The following is a 20,333-nucleotide window of genomic DNA, read 5'->3' as shown; positions in this document are numbered from 1 at the left end:
AAACTCTCCAATTTGATAGCGTATTGCTCCGGCATATAAAATTTGGATTCCAAACTTCACAAAATATCCTCAATACTGCAACATTTATACTGCTGATCATGAAAATAAATCATTGATATCCTCAGCTTGCAGTGTTTTCATAATATTTTCTTCTGTTTGCACAATATCCCCTGCTATTTTTTTCTTTTTGTTTTGTAGTTGAAGGATCTTCTCCTCTACCGTGTCCTTACAAATCATGCGATAAGCAAAAACCTTTTTGTCTTGTCCAATTCTATAACAACGGTCGATGGCCTGATTTTCCACTGCCGGATTCCACCAGGGGTCAACAATATAAACGTAATCGGCCGCCGTTAGGTTTAATCCCGTGCCCCCAGCTTTTAAACTGATTAGGAACACCCGCAAATCCTCGTTTTCCTGGAAATAATTAACCGATTTTTCGCGCTGAACGGTGGTACTTTGCCCATCCAGATATTCATAGTCAATATTTCTCCTGTTCAGTTCAGTTTTTATCAATCCTAACATCTTTACAAACTGGGAGAATATCAATATTTTATGATTGGCTGTTTTATCGGTGATATGCTGCACAATCTCTTTTATTTTAACCGATTCTGTTGTTGCTATACTATCATCGTTTAACAAAGCAGGCGAGTCACAGATTTGGCGCATTCGCGTTAAAGCTTCCAGCACCATCAGTTTCGATTTCTCGACACCCTTGTTTTCAACTTGTTGGAGCAACTTATTCTTAAATTCGTTTCGATAGGCATCGTATACCTTGCGTTGCTCGCTCTCCATCTCGCAATAAATCACATCTTCGGTTTTTCGGGGGAGTTCGGAAGCTACTTTTTCCTTGGTCCTGCGAAGTACAAAGGGATTGATCAATCGCTGAAGTTCAGCTGCAATATTATCATCACCTTCTTTGTCGATGGCATTTGAAAACTGGGACCTGAAGCCAGTAGCTCCGCCAAAGAAACCTTTGTTCACAAAGCTCATTTGCGCATATAGGTCGAAGGTACTGTTTTCGATAGGCGTACCGGAAAGTGCAATTCTATTGTTGGCTTGAATTAAATTAGCCGCCTTAAATCGACGCGAAGCAGGGTTTTTGATAGCCTGCGATTCGTCCAGAACCGCGTAATTAAACCTATACTTGCACAGCATTTCAATATCGCGCAGCAATATGCCATAGGTCGTAAAAACCAAATCAAAATCGGTGAATTCATTTACATCTTTGGTACGGTTGATCCCATAATGATAATACGCTTTTAAATTGGGTGCAAACTTCGCAATCTCGTTTTCCCAGTTAAAAAGCAGCGAGGTTGGAACAATAATAATATTGGGTGTTTTATCCCTGATGACCACATGCTGCAAAAATGTGAGTACCTGCAGCGTTTTACCCAAGCCCATATCATCGGCCAGGATACCACCCCAACCCATTTCATCCAGAAAATTAAGCCAGTTTAACCCCTCTTTTTGGTAGGCACGTAAATCAGCGTTAATCTCCTGGGGCACCCGGGTATTGCTGATCTCCTTAAAATTGGCCAGCCGTTGTCGCTTTTCAGCAATATCGCTTAGTATTTGCGCATCGTCCAGGTCCTCGAACAATTCGTCGATAATTGCGAAGCGCATTTTTGAAACAGAAAGTTTGTCATCCTTCACTTCACCATGCCTGAAGAACTTTTCGAGCTTATGCAGCCATTCATTGGGTAACATCCCCACACTGCCATCTTTTAGCTGAATGTATTTTTGTTGGTTGAGTACGGCTTGTTTTATGTCTTTCAGATTCACCCGGGTATCGCCAAAACTGACTTTCACATCCACCTCGAACCAATCTTGTCCGCTACTGATTGTGGTTGACACCTTTCCTGCAAACGGGGAATATTTAAAATTCTTCAGTTCCTTGAGTCCGAATACTTCCACTTCTATTTTCTGCATCTGCTCAAAGAAACGGTAGAACCACATATCCTCCGTAAAGGTATCGTAATGCAGGTAAAAACGTTTGTCTTCAATTTGTTCTTCAAAATAGGGATGAAGTTCGGCAATGGTCTTAATAAAGTCTTCTTCCAGTTCAATATTTCTTTTATATTCGGTTACTTCTCCGTTTTCATCTACCAATACGTTGCCCGACTGGTTCAGCATGACGGAAACGCCATTGTGATATTCTACCTGAGGCGTGATAATCAGAAAATCGTGCAGTTCGGAAAGAAACACCTGTTTTTTCCTGAAATCCAGTTCTACCGATTCGATATCAAAACCAGAGTTACCAAAATCTATTTCGAAGTTTTTAGAGAGTGGCATCACTATTTCGTTAAAAAAGTGTTGTCTATGCGATTTCACCATTTTTAAATCCTGCTGCCAGGTTTCTATATGCCGGGCCACGTTATAACTCACCGGCACACTAATTTTCCCTTGATATAAATAGGCTTGTGCCTTACGAAAAAACAAATCAATTTCGTTGGCGTTGATTGTTTCCCCGTCAATAGTTAACATGAGCCTCAAGCCCACAAAGGTATCATCTTTAAAGGCCACATACTTTGCGGTAACCGGTTGCTTTAATACTTGTACGCTTCTTAATTCCGATTTTTTGACCTTAAACTCACTCACCGTTCTGTAATGAACAATCTTTTCCTTTGCCAACAAATGAATCATTTGGCGTTTTATCGAGAACCTGGTTTTTGCGGAGCGCGTATCTTCAAACCTTTCCAAACACCTGATGATCTCCTGTGCGTTTTTCGAAACCTTTACCTTATCCATATCCTCATATTCATCCCACCGTTCAATATGGCTGGTTAATTGCGTTCTTTCTTTATTTGGTTTGCCTACAACCGGAATAACAGTAAAGTTTGCTTCCCCGTCATAGTCCTCAAAATCGTCCTGGTTAAACTGAAGAATAAAACCCAACAACCTTTCCTCATTTTTCCTGGGGATGTCATCCAACATCAGGTCATCTTTGTTTAGCTCGTCTACCAAGCGACGGAAGCTGGTTTTAACATGCGGATTGATGGGCAACAGGCCTGTTTGATCGGGACGGAACTTAATGACCAAACCACTATCGGGATGAAACATATAAGAAAAATATTTTCCGAAATCTTCGGTTTCAGGCAAACCGTAGTTTTCCAGAGTCTCCCTTTTTTTGTCTTCCAGTTTCGATGTAAAAAGAATATCCAACAAATCGGGGTTGGCCGATCGCGCAATCAGCAACAAAGTATGTGCTTCAACCTTATTTAACTTAGGAATGGGTTTTTTGCTGCTACTCGAAATATAAACCCTTCCATTAATAAATTTAATGGTCGCATTTTGCCTATCATAATAGCTGGTATACTCAAAAGTAATTTCATCATCCCCGAATATAACATCTTCCAGTAAAAGATTGTTATAACCGTGCAATATATCGTTGATGACGCTTACCGAGGTGTTGTCTTCGATATCATCTATGGACACAAAGCGGAACTTCTCATACATATAGCCATGAACAGTTCTCAGAGAGGATATAGTGGCACTGCTATCCTTTACTGGCTTATGTTCTCCCCCATCTTTTATATACATTAATGCAGCCACCGTGTGTTCGCAAATACTACCCCAGGTGGTGGCACAAGAACATGTCGTTTTTAGGTCCTGTCTGTTTAAATCCTTAATGTTTACAGTATATAATTGCGCACCCTGCACCTGGAAGTGCCAGGTATCCGAAGCATTGTTGGCATATTTAAGCGCCACTTCTCCATTGTTATATATTTGCTTTCCGCTTTCAATAACCTGAGGAGAAGCTTTAATGCTTACAATCCGGTCGATGTAATCTTGAGAATCTGATAGAGACATATGGTTTCCATGAAAAAAATGAAGCAGTAAAGATAGTAAGAGCAATTGGCATAGAAAACTTTCTTTTTGAACAAGAAATGCAACTTCCTTAAACCATATACATTACGAAGCAAAAAAAAAGCACCCTCAAATGAGAATGCTTCTATTACGAATTAAACTTATTAATAAATACGGTATTATTGAATCATTATTTTGGTTGCTTTTGAACCAATTTTAACCATATAAACTCCTTTATCAAGGTTTAATGTTTCACTGTATGATGAGCCCGAAAATTCACCTTCAGCTACGGCAACTCCACTTAGGTTATAAACTTTAAATTGAGTCATCGTAGATTCAACATCTTTTACGTATAAAGTATTTCCAACTAAAAATATCTTACTCTCACCCGATTTTATATCATCACCAAGCGCCAAAGGAATTCCTTTTTCAAGCTTTACATTATCCATAAAAACAAACGGACCTCCATTTTGGGTACTTGCCGTAAAATAAACATCTGTTGCGTTATAAATTTCTGTATTTAAAACTGTAAATGGACCTTTTGCCTGGCTTATTGAAGTCGTTAAATTTTCCACTACAACGTCAACTGTAAATTCCCCTGCTGTAGCTTCCTTCACTACATAATAACTCACTCTGATTACATCACTAACCAAGTCGTTAGAGGCTGGAATATCAGCAGTTGCTACTCCGTCTGCAGTTAAACCTTGTATGTTAGCTCCCATATCTTCAATACCCGGAATATAGGCATCTGTATTATTTGTTGATCCAAAATATGGGAAAAACTTTAAAGACCCACTGGGAATCGAACCAACCGGGTTTCCGGTCCATTGATTTTGTTCAAATCTAAAACCTAATGTACTTTCAACGTAAGTTGATGCTGTTGTTCCATTTTGACCTCCTGTGACATCGACATTAGTAGTTAAACCAAAATTGCCAAAAATTCTAGTCTTCAGTCTTTTTTCAATCGGATCACCTACTTCTGCTGAAAAATCAACACCTAAATCAACAGTTATACGCACCTTCTCTCCAGGTACCCAACCACTTAACGGATTACCGGATTGTGTACCACCTCGCCATCCAGCAGGAGGGATCACTAATCCATTTCCATTTGCAATCCAACCATTTGTATTTCCTACACCAATCCAGTTCTCATCATTTTGGATTCCGACACCATCAGCCCAATCATCAAACGTTTCTTCAAAAACAAGAGTTTGAGCATTAGTAACAACAATCGTTAATAAGAAGGCAATAAACAACAAGTAAACTTTTTTCATATTCAATAAATTTAAGGGTGATAATAATTTTTACATTCGCATTTAGCCAAATTTAAAAGACAAACCCTATTTTAAGTGGAAATATTTCCTTCTTAAAAAGGGGGTATTCTCAAGTTTTGTAGAGGAGACAAATTATGTACCCCACAGTTTTGTAGCAATCACAGGGTATTTGCGTGTCATATTACTGATTTTAATTATCTAAATATTTTTATAACTTTAAAAAACACAGAGTTACAATCCCTTATTTTTAATTAAAACGGATAGACATGAAAAAAAACGGACTTACTATTGGTATTCTTACCGGAGGAGGTGATGTGCCCGGACTTAACCCTGCTATCAGAGCGGTCACATTACGGGCGATCCGCGAAGGTTACAATGTAATCGGTATTAAAAACGGATGGAAAGGTGTTATTAGCATCAACCGTTCCAAATCATTAGATGAGCAGCCTTATTGTATCCCACTATCCGAATTAACCGTAAACAAAATTGGACGAACCGGAGGTACTTTTCTACATTCCAGCAGAACCAAAGCTACGAAAGTTGCATATAAAAATTTGCCTGAACACCTAAAGGGTACTTATAAAGAAGAATATAACGACCTTACAAATGAAGCCGTAGCCAATTTAAAGCACATTGGCATCGACTACCTGATTCCAATTGGAGGAGACGACACGTTAAGTTACGCGGTTAGGCTGCACAAGGAAGGAATTAAGGTGGTTGGTATCCCGAAAACCATGGACGGAGATGTTCCCGGAACGGAATATTGTATTGGTTTTAGTACTTGTATCACCAGAACCATTGAGTTGACCCATGAGTTACGCACCTGCGCCGGGTCGCACGAGCGTTTTCTGGTTTTGGAGGTGTTTGGCCGGAATGCGGGTTTTTCAGCTTTGCTCCCTACCATTGGTGGCGCGGCCGACCGCTGTGTAATACCGGAATATGCTATTAACACGGAACACTTAACCGCCCTGATGGTGGAGGACCGCAAAAACAATCCTAGCAATTATTCGGTAGTTTTGGTATCCGAAGGGGCTACCTATGATGGATCGGACATTATTTATGCAGATGCAGAAACAGATGCCTTTGGACATAAAAAGTTGGGTGGTATTGGTGAACAAATTGGCAAAGAACTTAAAAAGCATTCGGCAAAGTATAATAACGGACAGGAAATCAATATTATCAATCAAAAATTAGGATACCTTGTTCGCTCGGGGCAACCAGACGCGCTGGATTCAATTATTCCAACCACATACGGCAACATGGCACTTGACCTGATTAAAAAAGGAAAATCAGGATACATGGTTTGTGTAAAGGACGGGAAATTTGATTATGTGTCTATTGAAGCTGTTCAGAAAGATTCCAAAGGAGAAAGTGTAAAAAAGGTAAATGTGGCCAAATTCTACGATACCGATAGGTACAGACCCATCTACCAGGATATCATAGGTTCCCCCATGATGTTTTTAACAACCGATTTAACCTAGCATTTGCAATAAAACAACTAAAGCAGGAACAATGTAAATATGAATAACGAGGGTTTCTCAATTCGGTGAAACCCTCTTCTATTTCCGGAAGATCTATTTATCAAGATTAGGTCTTTCTTTTTTTGCGAATAACTGTGGTTAGCTTACATTTGTTGTTGAATCAGCAAAAATACGCCAATGCCCAAGTATTCTGTTATTATACCGGTTTATAACCGTCCCCAGGAAATAGATGAATTACTGCATAGTCTAACGCTTGTTAATTATTCCGATTTTGAAGTTATTGTTATTGAAGATGGCTCGAATCTTTCCGCCGAACATATTTGCATTCAGTACAAGGACCAATTTGACCTCAAATATCAATTTCAGGAAAACACTGGTCCGGGACCCGCCAGGAACAAAGGTGCCGAACTCGCGACAGGCGAGTATTTTTTATTCTTCGATTCGGATTGCCTCATTCCCCCGGAATATTTTAACTATGTAGATAATAAATTGAATAACACAGACTGTTTTGGAGGCCCGGACATGGCTCACGAAACTTTTAACACTATTCAAAAAGCGATCAGTTATTCTATGACCTCTACCCTAACCACAGGTGGAATTAGAGGTGGCAAAAAGAAATTGGATAAATTTTATCCGCGTAGTTTTAATATGGGAATTAAAAAAGAGGTTTTCAGAAGTCTAAAAGGTTTCGAAAAACTTCGCTTTGGCGAAGATCTTGATTTTAGCATGCGTATCCTTGAAGCAGGATACTCGACTAAACTAATTGAGGAAGCTGCTGTATTTCATAAGCGCCGTAATAATTTCCGTTCTTTTTTTAAGCAGGTTTATAATTCGGGAATCGCACGTATTAACTTAAACTATCGCCATCCGGGATCATTGAAGTTAGTTCATGCTTTACCCGCGATATTTACTTTCGGTTATGCGGCATACCTTCTTGCTTGCATCTTTTTACCTATTTTATTACCGCTCGCATTGTTGCCCTGGCTTGTTTTTTTTACAGACGCTACAATTCAAACACGAAGTTTAAAGGTTGGTATTGCCTCCAGCATGGCAGCTATGGTACAAATTATAGCTTATGGATCAGGATTCCTGACCGCCACATTAAAACGCAAGATCTTTAAAAGAAAAGAATTTACTGCTTACGAGAAAAATTTTTACAACTAATTTATGCCATACCTAAACAGTTTAGATCCGTTTTGCAATGGTGACGTATGGTCTTTGGAGTACCGGAGGATATTGTCTACTACTCTTTTGGGTGGCTCCAGATTTTCATCTTCGAAAAAACTATCCGGTAATTTGTCGAAAAAATCAATCATAGCTAAACTATACGCTTCTAGTTTAGCCAAATCTTGGGTAAAACTTGAATTCATAGGCGTTCTTTTTCTCATTTTTATTACAACCAACATTGTCAATTGCACCACAACACACAATTGTGCAACTAACATCTTAAAGTCTTAATTCACTAAAACTTTAAAGCAATATCGGTATCAAACTTAACACACAGTTAAAAAACGCCGTTTATTATATATTATTGCGAGAAAATTACATCGTAAGTGAAATATTTTTTTCTTCTACTATTGCACGCATATTAATCAACGCATAGCGCATCCTCCCAAGCGCAGTATTTATGCTTACTCCAGTCTCTTCTGCAATATCCTTAAAACTAAGCCCCATAAAGTGTCGCAGGCGCACAACCTCTTTCTGATTATCGGGCAGTTGTTCCAGCAATTCAACCACTTCGGTTAATATTTGCGTATGCACCATTTTATCTTCAACGTTAGCCTCGGAATATTTGGTAGAGTTTAACAAATCGTAATCGTTGGCATCATTGCTCACCACTTGCATATGCTTTTGCTTACGATAATAATCAATGATCAAATTGTGTGCAATCCTCATAACCCAGGAAGGAAACCTGCCGTTTTCGACATACTTACCCCTTTTCAGGTTTTGAATTACCTTAATAAAGGTATCCTGAAAAACGTCTTCGGCCAACTCCTGCTGTTTGACCATCATTAAAATATACGAATAGATTTTGTTCTTATGCCTATCGATTAGAACTTGCAAACAATGCTCTTTGCCTGACATGAACGATTTTACCAATTCATCATCCGACATACCTTGTATGTACTTCATGCTTAAGTATTTTATAAATTAAGCGTAAATGTTTGCAATAGGCATATATTTTTTGCGTTTAGGATTCTATTTGGAAGGTGCAAAAAACTAAAAAAAAGATTAAAATCCAATTCTTTCCTATAAAATCTTTTCTAACTTTTTAATTGTTGAACCATGTTAAATATTTAAAATTTAAAATATACGGCCTATTCAACCTTTTATTTTTTAATTTTACATTATAGTTTTGAAAGAGTGAAATTTCTAAATATTTTCCATACCCCCAATTTAAAGAAAGCGTACATTCAGCAAAGTCAATAATAGATTCAATAACCCCAATAAACGTTATCCAAATATTTAATAACATACTTTTTTCAGAACAATACCCCGGCTTTTCTAATTCTACCACATTGATAGTATTATGAACTTTTAGGTGATAATTCGACATTATTTATTGTACATTTATTATAAATAGTTACTTTTATACCCACATTAACAAAATACGATATCCAAATAAATTAAAATTATCAAGCTACATGTGCGGATTTGCAGTTTACACGGGAAGTGATATGATGGACAAACTATTGTTTGCCAGTGAATTTAACAGAATTAAATACAGAGGTCCGGATAATTCTTTTGTTAGGGACTTCGGAAAGGAAGGCTGGATGGGCTTTCACCGTTTGAGTATTATGGATGTTTCAAGCAACGGTAATCAGCCTCTTGTTTATAACAATATTAATTTAGTTTGTAACGGTGAGGTATACAATTTTCAGCAACTCCGTAAAAAATACGAACATGAATATGAATTCAAATCTACGAGCGATTGTGAAGTAATTATTCCTTTATTTTTGGATAAAGGTATTGAAGAAACGGCCAAAGCTTTAGACGCTGAGTTTGTATTTGTTATTTACGACTCTGTGGCCAAAAAATATTTTGCAGCAAGGGATCCAATCGGAATTCGTCCATTATTTTATGGCTATACTGCCGAAGCTGAGATTATGTTCGCCAGTGAAATGAAAACATTACATCCCATCTGCGATGTAGTAAAACCATTCCCTCCGGGACACTACTATGCCAATGGCGAATTTGTTTGTTACAAGGATATTTCCAAAGTAGAAAAATTCGTAGATCACGATTTGGGTGAAATCTTTAAAAATATCAACGAAAAACTTACGACCGGAATTGAAAAAAGACTGCAAGCAGATGTTCCTGTGGGATTCCTTTGCAGTGGCGGGTTAGATTCCAGTTTAGTTTGTGCCGTTGCAGCCAAAATGTTGGATAAGCCTATAAAAACTTTTGCCGTAGGTATCGAGGACGATCCTATTGATACCAAATACGCCAGAATAGTTGCCGATTACCTGGGAGCGGACCATACGGAAGTATTATTTACACGACAACAAATTTTTGATACCCTAAGTACTTTAATATATAATACAGAGACCTGGGATATTACCACTATCAGGGCTTCAATGGGCATGTACCTTATATGCAAATACATTAGGGAGAACACGGATGTAAAAGTGTTGATGACAGGTGAAATTGCCGACGAGATTCTGGGATATAAATATACGGACTTCGCTCCCACCCCTGAAGCTTTCCAGGAGGAAGCCGAAAAGCGAATCCGGGAAATCCACATGTACGATGTGCTACGTGCGGACAGATGTATTTCATCCTGCGGGCTTGAGGCGCGAGTGCCATTTGGGGATCTTGATTTTGTGGACTACATCATGAGTATTGATCCGGCAAAAAAGATGAATACGTACGGTGAAGGCAAATACTTGTTGCGAGCCGCGTTTGAAGGAGATTACTTACCCCAGGAAATTTTACATCGTGATAAAGCAGCTTTCTCCGATGCGGTGGGGCATAGCTCCGTTGATTACTTAAAAGCCTACGCCGAAGAAATGTATTCGGATGAAGACTTGTCAAATGCTAAGATAAAGTATCCCAGCAACACCCCGTTTACAAAGGAATCGTTGATGTATCGCGATATTTTTGAAAAGCATTTCCCCGGAAGAGACAAAGTTATTAAATCGTTCTGGATGCCAAATAAAGAATGGGAAAACTGTGACGTGGACGATCCTAGTGCACGTGTACTTCCTAACTATGGTAAAAGTGGAGAATAATTCGAATAATTGATATTGAGGTAAGAGAGGTGGCTTAAAATGGGCCACCCCTTTTGGGTTATATGAAGCTTGCTATTTAAAAATTAGCAAGTCGATTTCAGAAATAAGATTAGATTACAATAAATTTCAAAAGCCGGGAGAATCTTTCCTGCTTTTTTATTTACATATGTTTAAGAATGGTTGTTTGATGATACCAAAGCGATTAGATCGCACTTTTTGAGTATTCCGTTCCCACCCGGATACCCGTTCCTTTGTGATCGTTTTAGCGATCTGTTTACGTTCAGCCTCGTGCTTACCGGGTCTTCCTTTTCAAGTAAAAACGGTTTTGATGTTATTTTTCATGGCAACCTCCGTTTTTTTTGTGGCATTAATGGCACCGGCAAGCCCGCGCTTGGTTTTGGTGAGGAGCAGGGTGTAGCACACGGTGTAATGAAAACGGGTGCCTTCGTTGAAAGCGTTCAAACCCAGGTGTCGGATAAAGCTTATACCGTTTATCTGCAACTTGTTGAACCTGGCCATGAACTCGACCTTCGTGATTTCCTTTCCCAAGACATTGGGACGTATATCGCTTTTCGAAAGCCTCACTATACGGTCTTTGATTTTTCGCCGGTACCGGAGAGTTGCTGCTGGAGCAATTCAACCCGGAATATGGATTTTAGGTTCGTCATGAGCATTTAAAATACCATAAAACAAGAAGCTGCTGAAACGTTGCATAACACCGCTCTGGATATTTAAAACAACTCCGTGAAACGCCTTGTTTTGAAGTCGTAGGATTGCGTAACAGGATTTCTGATGCATATGGTGGGTTCAACCATATCTAGTATGCAAATCAGGTAAATCCCTGTCAAGAAGGCCACTACTTAAAAAGCCTTCTTGGTTTGGTCTATCTTTTTAATAACAGCCATAAACAGTTGTGCCATCCGCAGAGAAATGTTATTAGGCATCTGAAAATTCCTAATGACACCACGTATGAGTCAATATAGGTAATGGATAAAAGTATGGGCTTCCTTAAAAAGTTAGTTCATCCTAAATTGGGCAAGTAAAAACCAAATAAATAAACTAAGGTCTGGTAGGAGCCCATTCCCTAATTCTTTTCTTATGATTTTTAATAAACGAGTTTACCTGTTCTTCTTCGAATAACTCTTTATGGGTCAACCTTCCAAAATTCATTAATATACCCCTGGCCATAAAGCGTATGTCACTACGTGCAGAATTCCGGGCTAATCTCTCAATTTCCGGCAAATATGGCTCTATGCTATCCCCCAACTCTTCGAGAGCCGACATCGACATTGTATTTCCCTTTTGTGCTTGCGCTATCAGTATCCCAACACCTTTCTTTTTCATTCCTGCATATACCAATGCTTCGGCTGCAGTAACCCGAACACATTTCCCTTGGTCTGTTGCAGCCAATATTAGCTCATCCGGAACATCCTGCAAGATTCCATTAAACGCAAGGTTGGCTAATCCGGATGCAGCCCAAAACCTGAATTCTACTTTTTCATGTGCAAGCATCTTTACAAAGAATTCCTTGTTGCTGGCATCTGCCATCGAAGCTTTTTCAACCAAAAGATGAAGAGTCTCAATTGGATAATTATTTTGTCTGACCCAGTCGTACAAAGCAATATTTTGTTTTTTCAACTCGTCTCTAACTTCCTTAGGCAAAAAACCAATATCCCAGCTACTCCTGATATGTGACGCAACTTTTTTGCGCATTTTTATTAATACATCTTGATATTCAGGATTATTTGCCAAATTATGCAACCCGAATGGGTCTTCCTCCGAATCAAACAATTGTTCCATTGGTTTATCCTGATAATATGTTTGATGTTCAGAATTGCACCCTCCAGCATAATACAAACTGTCCCAAGCGGTCTGTGCCGGCATTCCCCATTGAAAAGATTGCTTTAAAGCATGAACTTTATATGGGGTATAATTTCTTATATACTGATATTTACCATCCAAAGCCGATCGCGATGGATCGAAGTGTGGTCCTGTGTTGGTTCTGAAACAATAAGCATGTTCGCGTTGCCCTTCCCCATATTTTCCCATGAAAGCTTTCCCTTGCATATGCTCAGGAGGTAATGCGCCTGCGATGCTTAATAATGTTGGGCCAAAATCGGCAAACTGAACCAAACGATCTGTCCTACTTCCGACCTTCCCTGGCAATAAATGTTGCCATTTTTCGGGAGCATACACCATCAATGCCGCCCTGAATCCTGTTTCGTATGGAAAAGCCTTACCTCTAGGCAAACATCCTCCATGATCGGAAAAGAAGAAGATAATGGTGTTATCAATTAAATCCTTCTCTCTTAAATCATCCAAAAACAAACCTACCCAATTATCTGCAGAAACCACACCGTCCATATGCAATGCAAAATCAGACCGTATAGCAGGTAAGTCAGGCACATGGGGAGGTAATTCAATGCTATTGGGATCTACCTTGGTTGGCTTTCTGTAATCCACACTTACCGTTGTCATTCTACTCATATGGGTAGTGGCATTGTTAAACTGGGCAAAAAATGGTTTGTCCCCTCGTAAGGTATCGTTATAACTCACATTCTTTTTATCCCCATTTATATTTCCGCTATTAAGGTCCCATGCTACTTTATAATATTTTTTTTGAGCCTCTTTGGTAATATTATAGTCTGTTTTCCCTGCATTCACACAAAAGTATCCTGCTTTGCGCAAATACTGAGGAAAGAAATATTGCTGCGGAACCACGTTACCATTACGATGCCAGTCGCACCCGTACGTGGTGGCGTAAGAACCACTGATAAGCGATGATCTTGCCGGTGAACATTGTGGCCCGTTGGAAAATGCATTGTTGAAAACCACACCATTTTGTGCAATAAAATCAAGATTTGGCGTTTTTATCGACTTGTTTCCATAGGCCGGGAACAGATAGGGCGAAGAATCTTCTACAACCAGAAATAAAACATTAGGTCTATCCTGGTTATTGCCTACTTGTGAACCAAAACATTGAATAGAAACCAGAAAGGCAAACAACAAACTAATCGAATAATTCATATTTTTATTTTTTTATGATTTTTTACCTGGTGACATAACCGTCAAGGTAACGATTCATGTCGCTACGTATTAGGTAATATCGCTCCCTTCGTCATCCTGCAGATCAGACTCTCCATTATACAGGGAGCTTATTCCTATTATTAGGACGATATTTGTGCACCGGAGGGAAGAAATTTGAAAACTAATTACTTGAGGATGCTTTTATAAATCGATTAAGTTGCCCCGGATTTTTCACCCTTACCTCTCTGTTCAAAAACAAATCTTCATGAATCATCCAGGTAATGGTATCCCATATTTGGCCTTCGGTCCATAATGGGGAATCCAATTCTTCTTCCCAGCATTCCAGGTTGTTCATCAAACTTTTATATTGTTCCGGGTTCTGACTTGACAAATCATTATTTTCTTGCAAATCAGCTTTTAAATTATATACTCTTTCACCTAAATCTTCTACCCTTATCAATTTATAGTCACCTTTTCGTACAGCAGCCATTTTGTCTTTTCTCCAAAATAGTTTATTATGAGGTTCTTCTTTCGATTTCCCCTTTAAGTAAGGTATTAAATTGACTCCGTCCAACGGGGATTGAGTGTTAACTTTTTCTCCGGCAACAGATATGGATGTAGCAAAAACATCAAGCGCAGATGTAAGTCCATCGTACATACCCGAAGCTATTTTATCAGGCCAATGTATAAAAAAAGGTACTCTGTGGCCTCCTTCGAACTTGTTGCCCTTAAATCCCTTTAATGGTTTGTTGCTCGATTGGTTATTATGTGCTCCGCCGTTATCACTCAAAAAGAATATCAATGTATTGTCCAACAAACCTTCATCTTCAAGTTTTGAAACCATACTACCTACTGCCCTATCCAAAGCCCAGGTCATGGCGGCCAGTGTCTGACGAGGGTGGTCTTTGAACAAAGCTAAATCTTCTTTAGTGGCTTCCATAGGTGTATGCACTGCATTGGGCGCCCAGTACATAAAAAAAGGTTTATCCTTGTTGTTGTCGATAAACTCAACGGCTTTATCACCAAGTCTATCCGTCAGGTAACCTTCAAAAGTGGCAAAAGTGTCATTTTCCCGAATAGAATGCGTTTCCCCCTCCGTATCGTCTTTATCGTTGCTGAAATAGCTCCGGCCGCCGGCAAGAAAACCCCAGAAATAATCAAAACCGCGGGCATTAGGACGGTATTCGGGCAAGTCGCCCAGGTGCCATTTACCAAAGGCGGCGGTTTTATAGCCTGCCTGTTTCATAGCTTCTCCGAGCGTTGTTTCATTCAGGCTAACGCCCGTAAAGTCGCGGGGAGGATTACATTCGAAACCAAACCGTTGTTGATAGCGACCTGTCATAATACCCGCACGGCTGGGCCCGCAGACCGAGGCCGACACATGTGCATCGGTAAAAACAACACCATTGGATGCGAGTTTATCGATATTGGGAGTTTTAAGGTCTTTGCAGCCTGCAAAACCAAAATCGGCATAACCTGCATCGTCGATTAGCAAAACCATTACATTCGGTTTTGATGATATTTTTTGTTGATTACTACATGCTGCGACAAACAGCAGTGAAATTGCTACTAAGATATTTATTCGTGTTATTTTCATAATTGACTCAAGTTATCCGAAGGTTACACGTTAATCCCAATAATTAAATCAAAATCCCCGGTGGGGATAAACATATAAGTTTAGTAATTTCCCTACCTTCAACAATACGGTATATTTAAATTCCTACTTTATAAACTTTCTTAAAGTGACATTTCCCAAGTTATCCTGAATATGGATGATATACATACCTTGCGCGAATATCGAAACATCCATCTCATTTCCGCTGCCTGACATCAACACTTTTCCTGCCATGTTATAAACACTCCAATTTGGATTTTCAACACCCTTAATCGTTAATATATCTTTTACGGGAACCGGAAGTACACATACTTCTGACGTTTTATTCTGTTCAACAGCTGTTGCATTTTCCAAGGATATTTGGTCGAGGTATGCACCCCCGCTACCAGGGTTTTGAAGTCGGATGGTATTGGCACCACGCTCTATCTGAATTTCGATGGATACTTCACCCCAATGATTACCCCAGGAACCTGTATTGGGCAAGAGTAGATTCTCTTGTATTATCACATCATTGACGACAACATTGATGTAACGACCGCCTGCTGTACCTCCAGCCTGACAGCCGTAGCGGATATTCAGCGTTTCGGTCATGGTATCTCCATCATTTTCACGGTACCATTCCACATATCCATTTGTATTTTGACCAAAATTGAGAAAACCGGTGCCATTATACCCCGAGCCAGATGTTGAAATATTTGCACCACTAAACACTGCATCTTCCGCCTGGTTGCTATTGATATCTGATGGTATTTCACCCGCAGCCGGATCATTCCACACAAAACCTTCGTCTTCGGAGAAGCGTTCCATTAAAGTATAAGCTATTTCTCCATCCACCATCACCAATGCCTTAACTGTTGTTTCCAAAGGCACAGCAAAACTCTCCGTATACAATGTTGAACCAGTTGAAGGTGTACTACCATCAATGGTGTAATACATCTTAATATCAGGAGAAACAGTATTTCCTCTTAAATTTAAAATTTGGGTATCGATGGAAACCCAATTGGAGGTTAACTGCTTTTTTTCACCTAGTATAGCACTGGCCAATAGATTGATATCTCCACTTTCTCCGGTAGATTCGATATAAGCCCGTGTTAAACCGTAAAATGCGATTCTGTTATCAACACCAAAGTGTTTTTCCACATCAATAGGGCTCCCATTATCCAAAGCACGAATTCTACCGGGCCCGAACACTTTAAAATAGGTGCGGTTTTCACCGTGCGGATAAAAGTTTCCTATTGAATCCTTCGTTTCTACCCGTACCTGAACAATATCTTTTCCTGTTTCATTCAGTTCCACTCCATCAATGGATAAACTGTTTTGGGTTGGTCGAAAAGCAGATGCAACTGTTTTTTCAACTGCAACCGAACCATTTACATAGCCCACAGCTTTCAGATCGCCTGGCTGCCAAGGCACCAACCATTCACATTGCATATCGAACCTTGTTTCGCCAGGTGTTTGTTTTCCCAGGGGTATATCATTCAAAAACAATTCTACTTCGTCACAATTAGAATATACCCAAACCGGTATTTCTGTATCCAGCTCCATTTTCGGGTGTGTCCAGTGCGGTAAAATATGCGCCATGGGTTCATCAGTCCACTGACTCTGATACAAATAGTATAAATCTTTTTCGAAGTTGGCTAAATCGATAGCTCCCCCGTTAAATGCTTTAAAAGGCCATCCTCCGTGAACATAGCTGGCTTCGCCAATATAATCATACCCGGTCCAACGGAAACCACCGGCATAATGGGTAATATCTCTTACTTGCTCTATATGCCCCCTTGAGTTCAACCGCACATAAGCATTATCATAACCCGAATTAAATACTTTTTTAGCCACTGTACGATCTTCGTTGTACATAAAATCATTGTAAAAGATTTCATGATCCGTAAGGTTTTCTGTTGCATAAACCGAACTGCTATTGCCATCGCGGTACCAGGTTTTTGTACGATAATAACCACGAACCTGCCAGGTGTGGGTATTTTCGGTACCTACAATTGGTTTTGTGTTTCCGGCCAGATCATTTAAGTAATCAACCCGCTCGCTGGCTCCATTATAACCTAACACATCCATATACGCACTGCCAGAATGACCCGAAGTAACCAGGCGTGTAGGATCCAATCCCTTGCACTTAGCCACCAAATCTTGTGCTTCTGTTCCTCCGGAAGTATTACTGGTTTCATTGCCCACGCTCCAAATGATTATACTTGGGTGATTACGATCTCGTTTAATCCAGGAAGTAACATCGGCCTCCCAACAATCAGCAAAGTGATGTGCTCCATAATCATTTTTAGCTTTCTTTTTCCATCCATCGAATATTTCATCCATTACGAGCATTCCAATCTCGTCGCACATCTCGTAAAATTTAGGGGTCTGCGGATTGTGTGTTGTACGTATGGCATTACAGCCCATGTCTTTGAGCTGTTGGATACGATATCGAAGTATTTTATCCGGAACAGCAGCCCCTAATGCTCCGGCATCCTGGTGGTTACATACCCCCTGCAGTTTTACATTCTCACCATTAAGCCACATGCCGGATTCCGGTATCCATTGCACATCACGAACCCCGAATCGAGTAACTACGTTATCCAGCAATTCACTTCCCTGCCAAACCTCACTAACAGCCGTATACAAATAAGGGTTTTCGACCGACCAACGGTGAGCATTGGCAATTGTAATCTCCTGACTTAACGTTTTGTTTTCCGCGGTGCTTAAAATTAAGCTGCTGGTCACATTTTCAACCTCCATACCCAGATCGTTTAAAATACGGGTCTTTAGCGATAGGGAAACACTGCTTTCTGTGCGGTTTACCACTTCGGTATCAATGGACAAGACATTATCATCTGTTTTAATAAAAACACCTCCCTCACGCACCACATGAACAGGATTCATCACTTCAATCCAGGTATCGGCATAAATACCACTTCCCGTGTACCATCTGGCAGAGGGTTGTAATTCATTATCCGCCCTAACGGCAAAAGTAATTTGGTCCGCAGAACTTACTATATCGCTAATATCGTAGGTAAAGGAGATCCATCCATAAGGTCGTTCTCCCAGCTTTTGACCGTTTGCCCATACCGTACTGTTCATAAACACGCCATCAAAAGCTATATTCACCTTATTTCCTTTCCATTCCGATGGCACATCGATGGTTTTACGGTAGAAACCAATACCGGCAGGCAAATACCCGCATGTTCCTCCCATGGGGTTAAATTTATCGTATTCACCTTCAATAGACCAGTCGTGCGGTAAATCTAATTTACGCCATCCACTATGGTCATAACTTTCTGAACTATAAGCTGCATTATCTTGCTGGAGAAAATACCAGTCTTCGTTGAAGTTAATTTTTTCTTGTAGGGATTGAGCGACAACAAGGTTAAAGGTGAATAGAAGTAACAAACCCGATACCGCTTTCATAGGTTTAAATTGCATGTTGGGATAACATTTCCCTATTCCAGTTCTCATCATAATCAGGATTCATTTGTGCGGGCACAAGGGCATTTGTATTTTTTAGCCAGTTATCCATCAGCTTTTTAAGTTCCTGCACTTTATCCGGGAATTTACCGGCAACATTTGTCGTCTCTCCCAGGTCATTCTTTAAGTTGAACAGCTCTGTTTGTTGATCTTCGTAATAATAAAGCATCTTCCAATCTCCAAGCCTGATGGCGGTACCGGGACGTGTTCGAAACAAGGGGTCACGGTTGACTCCTGACTTTTTGGAATAGGCTTGCAGGTATATGGGAAAATGGAAAAAGAAAGGACGCTCTTCCATTTTCCTGTTTTCGAGTAACAGGCTTTTTAAACTAACACCATCTAAAATTTTATTTTGTGGTACATTTGCGCCAATTATTTCTTTAAAAGTAGGATAAAAATCTAAATTAGATACTGGTATATCTGTTTTCCCGGGTTTCACATTTCCTGGCCATTTGATGACCAACGGAACCCGTATTCCCCCTTCATAATAAGCTCCTTTTCCGGCTCTGAGCGGTAATTGTTTGCTGATGGCATAAATCCCTCCGTTATCTGAGGTAAATACAATTATGGTATTTTCTAGTTTTAAATGGTCTATTTTTTCCAGAACGCGGCCTACACTATAATCCATACTCTCCACCATGGCCGCGTAATCAGCACGAAAGTGACTTTCTGTTGTTTTTTTAGATTTGTATTTCTTAATAATAGCTTCTTTACCCTGAATAGGGGTATGAACTGTATAAAAGGGCAAATACAAAAAGAATGGGTTTTTCTGGTTATTCTCAATAAAAGTGAGTGCTTCTTTGGTTAAACGATCGGTGAGATATTCACCTTCGGGAGCCTCTAAGTCAGGGTATTGATAGGGAGCAAAGTAACTTTTGGGATGACCTCCGTGTCCGCCACCTACATTTACATCGAAGCCTTGTGTACATGGATCTTCACCCAGGTGCCATTTACCAAAATGCCCGGTCACATAACCAGCATCCTTAAACATCTCGGCCATGGTGTATACGCTATCTCCCAAAAAGTTGGTGTTTTTGACAGGGATCAGCTTCCTGCTTTTTTTGTTTCCCCTCTCAGATGGCGAAACCGTATAAATTCCGGTTCTTGGCGAGTTCATACCCGACATCAAGGTAGCACGACTGGGAGCACAATTGGCAGCACCTGCGTAAGCGTTGGTAAACACCATACTCTCCCGGGCCAGCTTATCCAGGTTAGGCGTTTCATAGTAGGTACTCCCCATAAAACCACAATCGGTCCAACCCAGATCGTCTACCACAATCAGCACTACATTTGGCGAACCTTTTGTATTTTTATCGTCTTCCATTTTAGCATAACAACCTACCAATAACAAGGTAAGTGTTAAATATAAAAATCTCTTGATCATATTTTGTTATTAAAATACCACAAAGGCCCTAAGATCACATAG

Annotated in this window: 12 protein-coding genes; 4 read left to right on the top strand and 8 right to left on the bottom strand. The window is 39.9% G+C overall.

Going from position 1 to position 20,333, the window contains the following annotated elements:
* Positions 1-96: 96 nt before the first annotated feature.
* On the bottom strand, positions 97-3,810 hold the full coding sequence (locus tag ACT29I_RS05180) for a DEAD/DEAH box helicase (RefSeq protein WP_444792842.1): 3,714 nt from the start codon (positions 3,808-3,810) through the stop codon (positions 97-99).
* Between the two features lie 176 nt (positions 3,811-3,986).
* Complete coding sequence (locus ACT29I_RS05175; protein WP_444792841.1) at positions 3,987-5,081, bottom strand: T9SS type A sorting domain-containing protein; 1,095 nt, start codon at positions 5,079-5,081, stop codon at positions 3,987-3,989.
* A gap of 266 nt (positions 5,082-5,347) precedes the next feature.
* Here ACT29I_RS05175 and ACT29I_RS05170 point away from each other — a divergent pair, with 266 nt between their 5' ends.
* Together ACT29I_RS05170 and ACT29I_RS05165 are read left to right on the top strand one after the other, a co-directional pair.
* Positions 5,348-6,562, top strand: a complete 1,215-nt coding sequence (locus ACT29I_RS05170; RefSeq protein WP_430931122.1) for a 6-phosphofructokinase — start codon at positions 5,348-5,350, stop codon at positions 6,560-6,562.
* Between the two features lie 177 nt (positions 6,563-6,739).
* A complete protein-coding gene (locus tag ACT29I_RS05165; protein ID WP_430931123.1) occupies positions 6,740-7,726 on the top strand; it encodes a glycosyltransferase in 987 nt (328 codons plus the stop codon).
* Here ACT29I_RS05165 and ACT29I_RS05160 read toward each other — a convergent pair.
* Together ACT29I_RS05160 and ACT29I_RS05155 are read right to left on the bottom strand one after the other, a co-directional pair.
* Positions 7,723-7,932: a hypothetical protein gene (locus tag ACT29I_RS05160; RefSeq protein ID WP_444792840.1), complete on the bottom strand. Its 210-nt coding sequence runs from the start codon at positions 7,930-7,932 to the stop codon at positions 7,723-7,725. The two genes, ACT29I_RS05165 and ACT29I_RS05160, sit on opposite strands and share 4 nt — an antisense overlap.
* A gap of 172 nt (positions 7,933-8,104) precedes the next feature.
* Positions 8,105-8,695 carry an RNA polymerase sigma factor gene (locus ACT29I_RS05155; RefSeq protein WP_430931125.1) on the bottom strand — a complete coding sequence of 197 codons (591 nt, stop codon included), beginning with the start codon at positions 8,693-8,695 and terminating at the stop codon, positions 8,105-8,107.
* A 512-nt stretch (positions 8,696-9,207) separates the two neighbouring features.
* Between ACT29I_RS05155 and asnB the strand changes: the two genes are divergently transcribed.
* Together asnB and ACT29I_RS05145 are read left to right on the top strand one after the other, a co-directional pair.
* The gene (gene asnB / locus ACT29I_RS05150; protein ID WP_430931126.1) at positions 9,208-10,794 is read left to right on the top strand and encodes an asparagine synthase B; all 1,587 of its coding nucleotides are present in this window, start codon (positions 9,208-9,210) and stop codon (positions 10,792-10,794) included.
* Positions 10,795-11,010: 216 nt separating this feature from the next.
* Positions 11,011-11,472: a hypothetical protein gene (locus tag ACT29I_RS05145; protein ID WP_444792839.1), complete on the top strand. Its 462-nt coding sequence runs from the start codon at positions 11,011-11,013 to the stop codon at positions 11,470-11,472.
* A gap of 381 nt (positions 11,473-11,853) precedes the next feature.
* Here the strand turns inward: ACT29I_RS05145 and ACT29I_RS05140 are convergent, their stop codons facing one another.
* The 4 genes from ACT29I_RS05140 to ACT29I_RS05125 form a co-directional block, all read right to left on the bottom strand.
* Entirely contained in the window at positions 11,854-13,821 is a 1,968-nt protein-coding gene (locus ACT29I_RS05140) for a sulfatase-like hydrolase/transferase (protein ID WP_444792838.1), read from the bottom strand.
* A gap of 181 nt (positions 13,822-14,002) precedes the next feature.
* Complete coding sequence (locus ACT29I_RS05135) at positions 14,003-15,322, bottom strand: sulfatase-like hydrolase/transferase (protein WP_444792837.1); 1,320 nt, start codon at positions 15,320-15,322, stop codon at positions 14,003-14,005.
* A gap of 219 nt (positions 15,323-15,541) precedes the next feature.
* A complete protein-coding gene (locus ACT29I_RS05130; protein ID WP_444792836.1) occupies positions 15,542-18,901 on the bottom strand; it encodes a glycoside hydrolase family 2 TIM barrel-domain containing protein in 3,360 nt (1,119 codons plus the stop codon).
* Positions 18,855-20,291: a sulfatase gene (locus ACT29I_RS05125; protein WP_430931131.1), complete on the bottom strand. Its 1,437-nt coding sequence runs from the start codon at positions 20,289-20,291 to the stop codon at positions 18,855-18,857. The genes ACT29I_RS05130 and ACT29I_RS05125 overlap by 47 nt, the downstream gene beginning before the upstream one ends.
* Positions 20,292-20,333: the final 42 nt, after the last annotated feature.

This window comes from Saccharicrinis sp. GN24d3, from assembly GCF_052400645.1.
In the GTDB taxonomy this organism is placed as follows: domain Bacteria; phylum Bacteroidota; class Bacteroidia; order Bacteroidales; family Marinilabiliaceae; genus Saccharicrinis.
The sequence above is the reverse complement of the archived record's forward strand: the minus strand, read 5'-3'. Positions and strand labels throughout refer to the sequence as shown.

What these genes read in the sequence shown, in the direction of transcription:
- ACT29I_RS05180 (WP_444792842.1), bottom strand. Translation starts at nt 3,810, where the DNA reads ATGTCTCTATCAGATTCTCAAGATTACATCGACCGGATTGTAAGCATT.
- ACT29I_RS05175 (WP_444792841.1), bottom strand. Translation starts at nt 5,081, where the DNA reads ATGAAAAAAGTTTACTTGTTGTTTATTGCCTTCTTATTAACGATTGTT.
- ACT29I_RS05170 (WP_430931122.1), top strand. Translation starts at nt 5,348, where the DNA reads ATGAAAAAAAACGGACTTACTATTGGTATTCTTACCGGAGGAGGTGAT.
- ACT29I_RS05165 (WP_430931123.1), top strand. Translation starts at nt 6,740, where the DNA reads ATGCCCAAGTATTCTGTTATTATACCGGTTTATAACCGTCCCCAGGAA.
- ACT29I_RS05160 (WP_444792840.1), bottom strand. Translation starts at nt 7,932, where the DNA reads ATGAATTCAAGTTTTACCCAAGATTTGGCTAAACTAGAAGCGTATAGT.
- ACT29I_RS05155 (WP_430931125.1), bottom strand. Translation starts at nt 8,695, where the DNA reads ATGAAGTACATACAAGGTATGTCGGATGATGAATTGGTAAAATCGTTC.
- asnB (WP_430931126.1), top strand. Translation starts at nt 9,208, where the DNA reads ATGTGCGGATTTGCAGTTTACACGGGAAGTGATATGATGGACAAACTA.
- ACT29I_RS05140 (WP_444792838.1), bottom strand. Translation starts at nt 13,821, where the DNA reads ATGAATTATTCGATTAGTTTGTTGTTTGCCTTTCTGGTTTCTATTCAA.
- ACT29I_RS05135 (WP_444792837.1), bottom strand. Translation starts at nt 15,322, where the DNA reads ATGGTTTTGCTAATCGACGATGCAGGTTATGCCGATTTTGGTTTTGCA.
- ACT29I_RS05130 (WP_444792836.1), bottom strand. Translation starts at nt 18,901, where the DNA reads ATGATGAGAACTGGAATAGGGAAATGTTATCCCAACATGCAATTTAAA.
- ACT29I_RS05125 (WP_430931131.1), bottom strand. Translation starts at nt 20,291, where the DNA reads ATGATCAAGAGATTTTTATATTTAACACTTACCTTGTTATTGGTAGGT.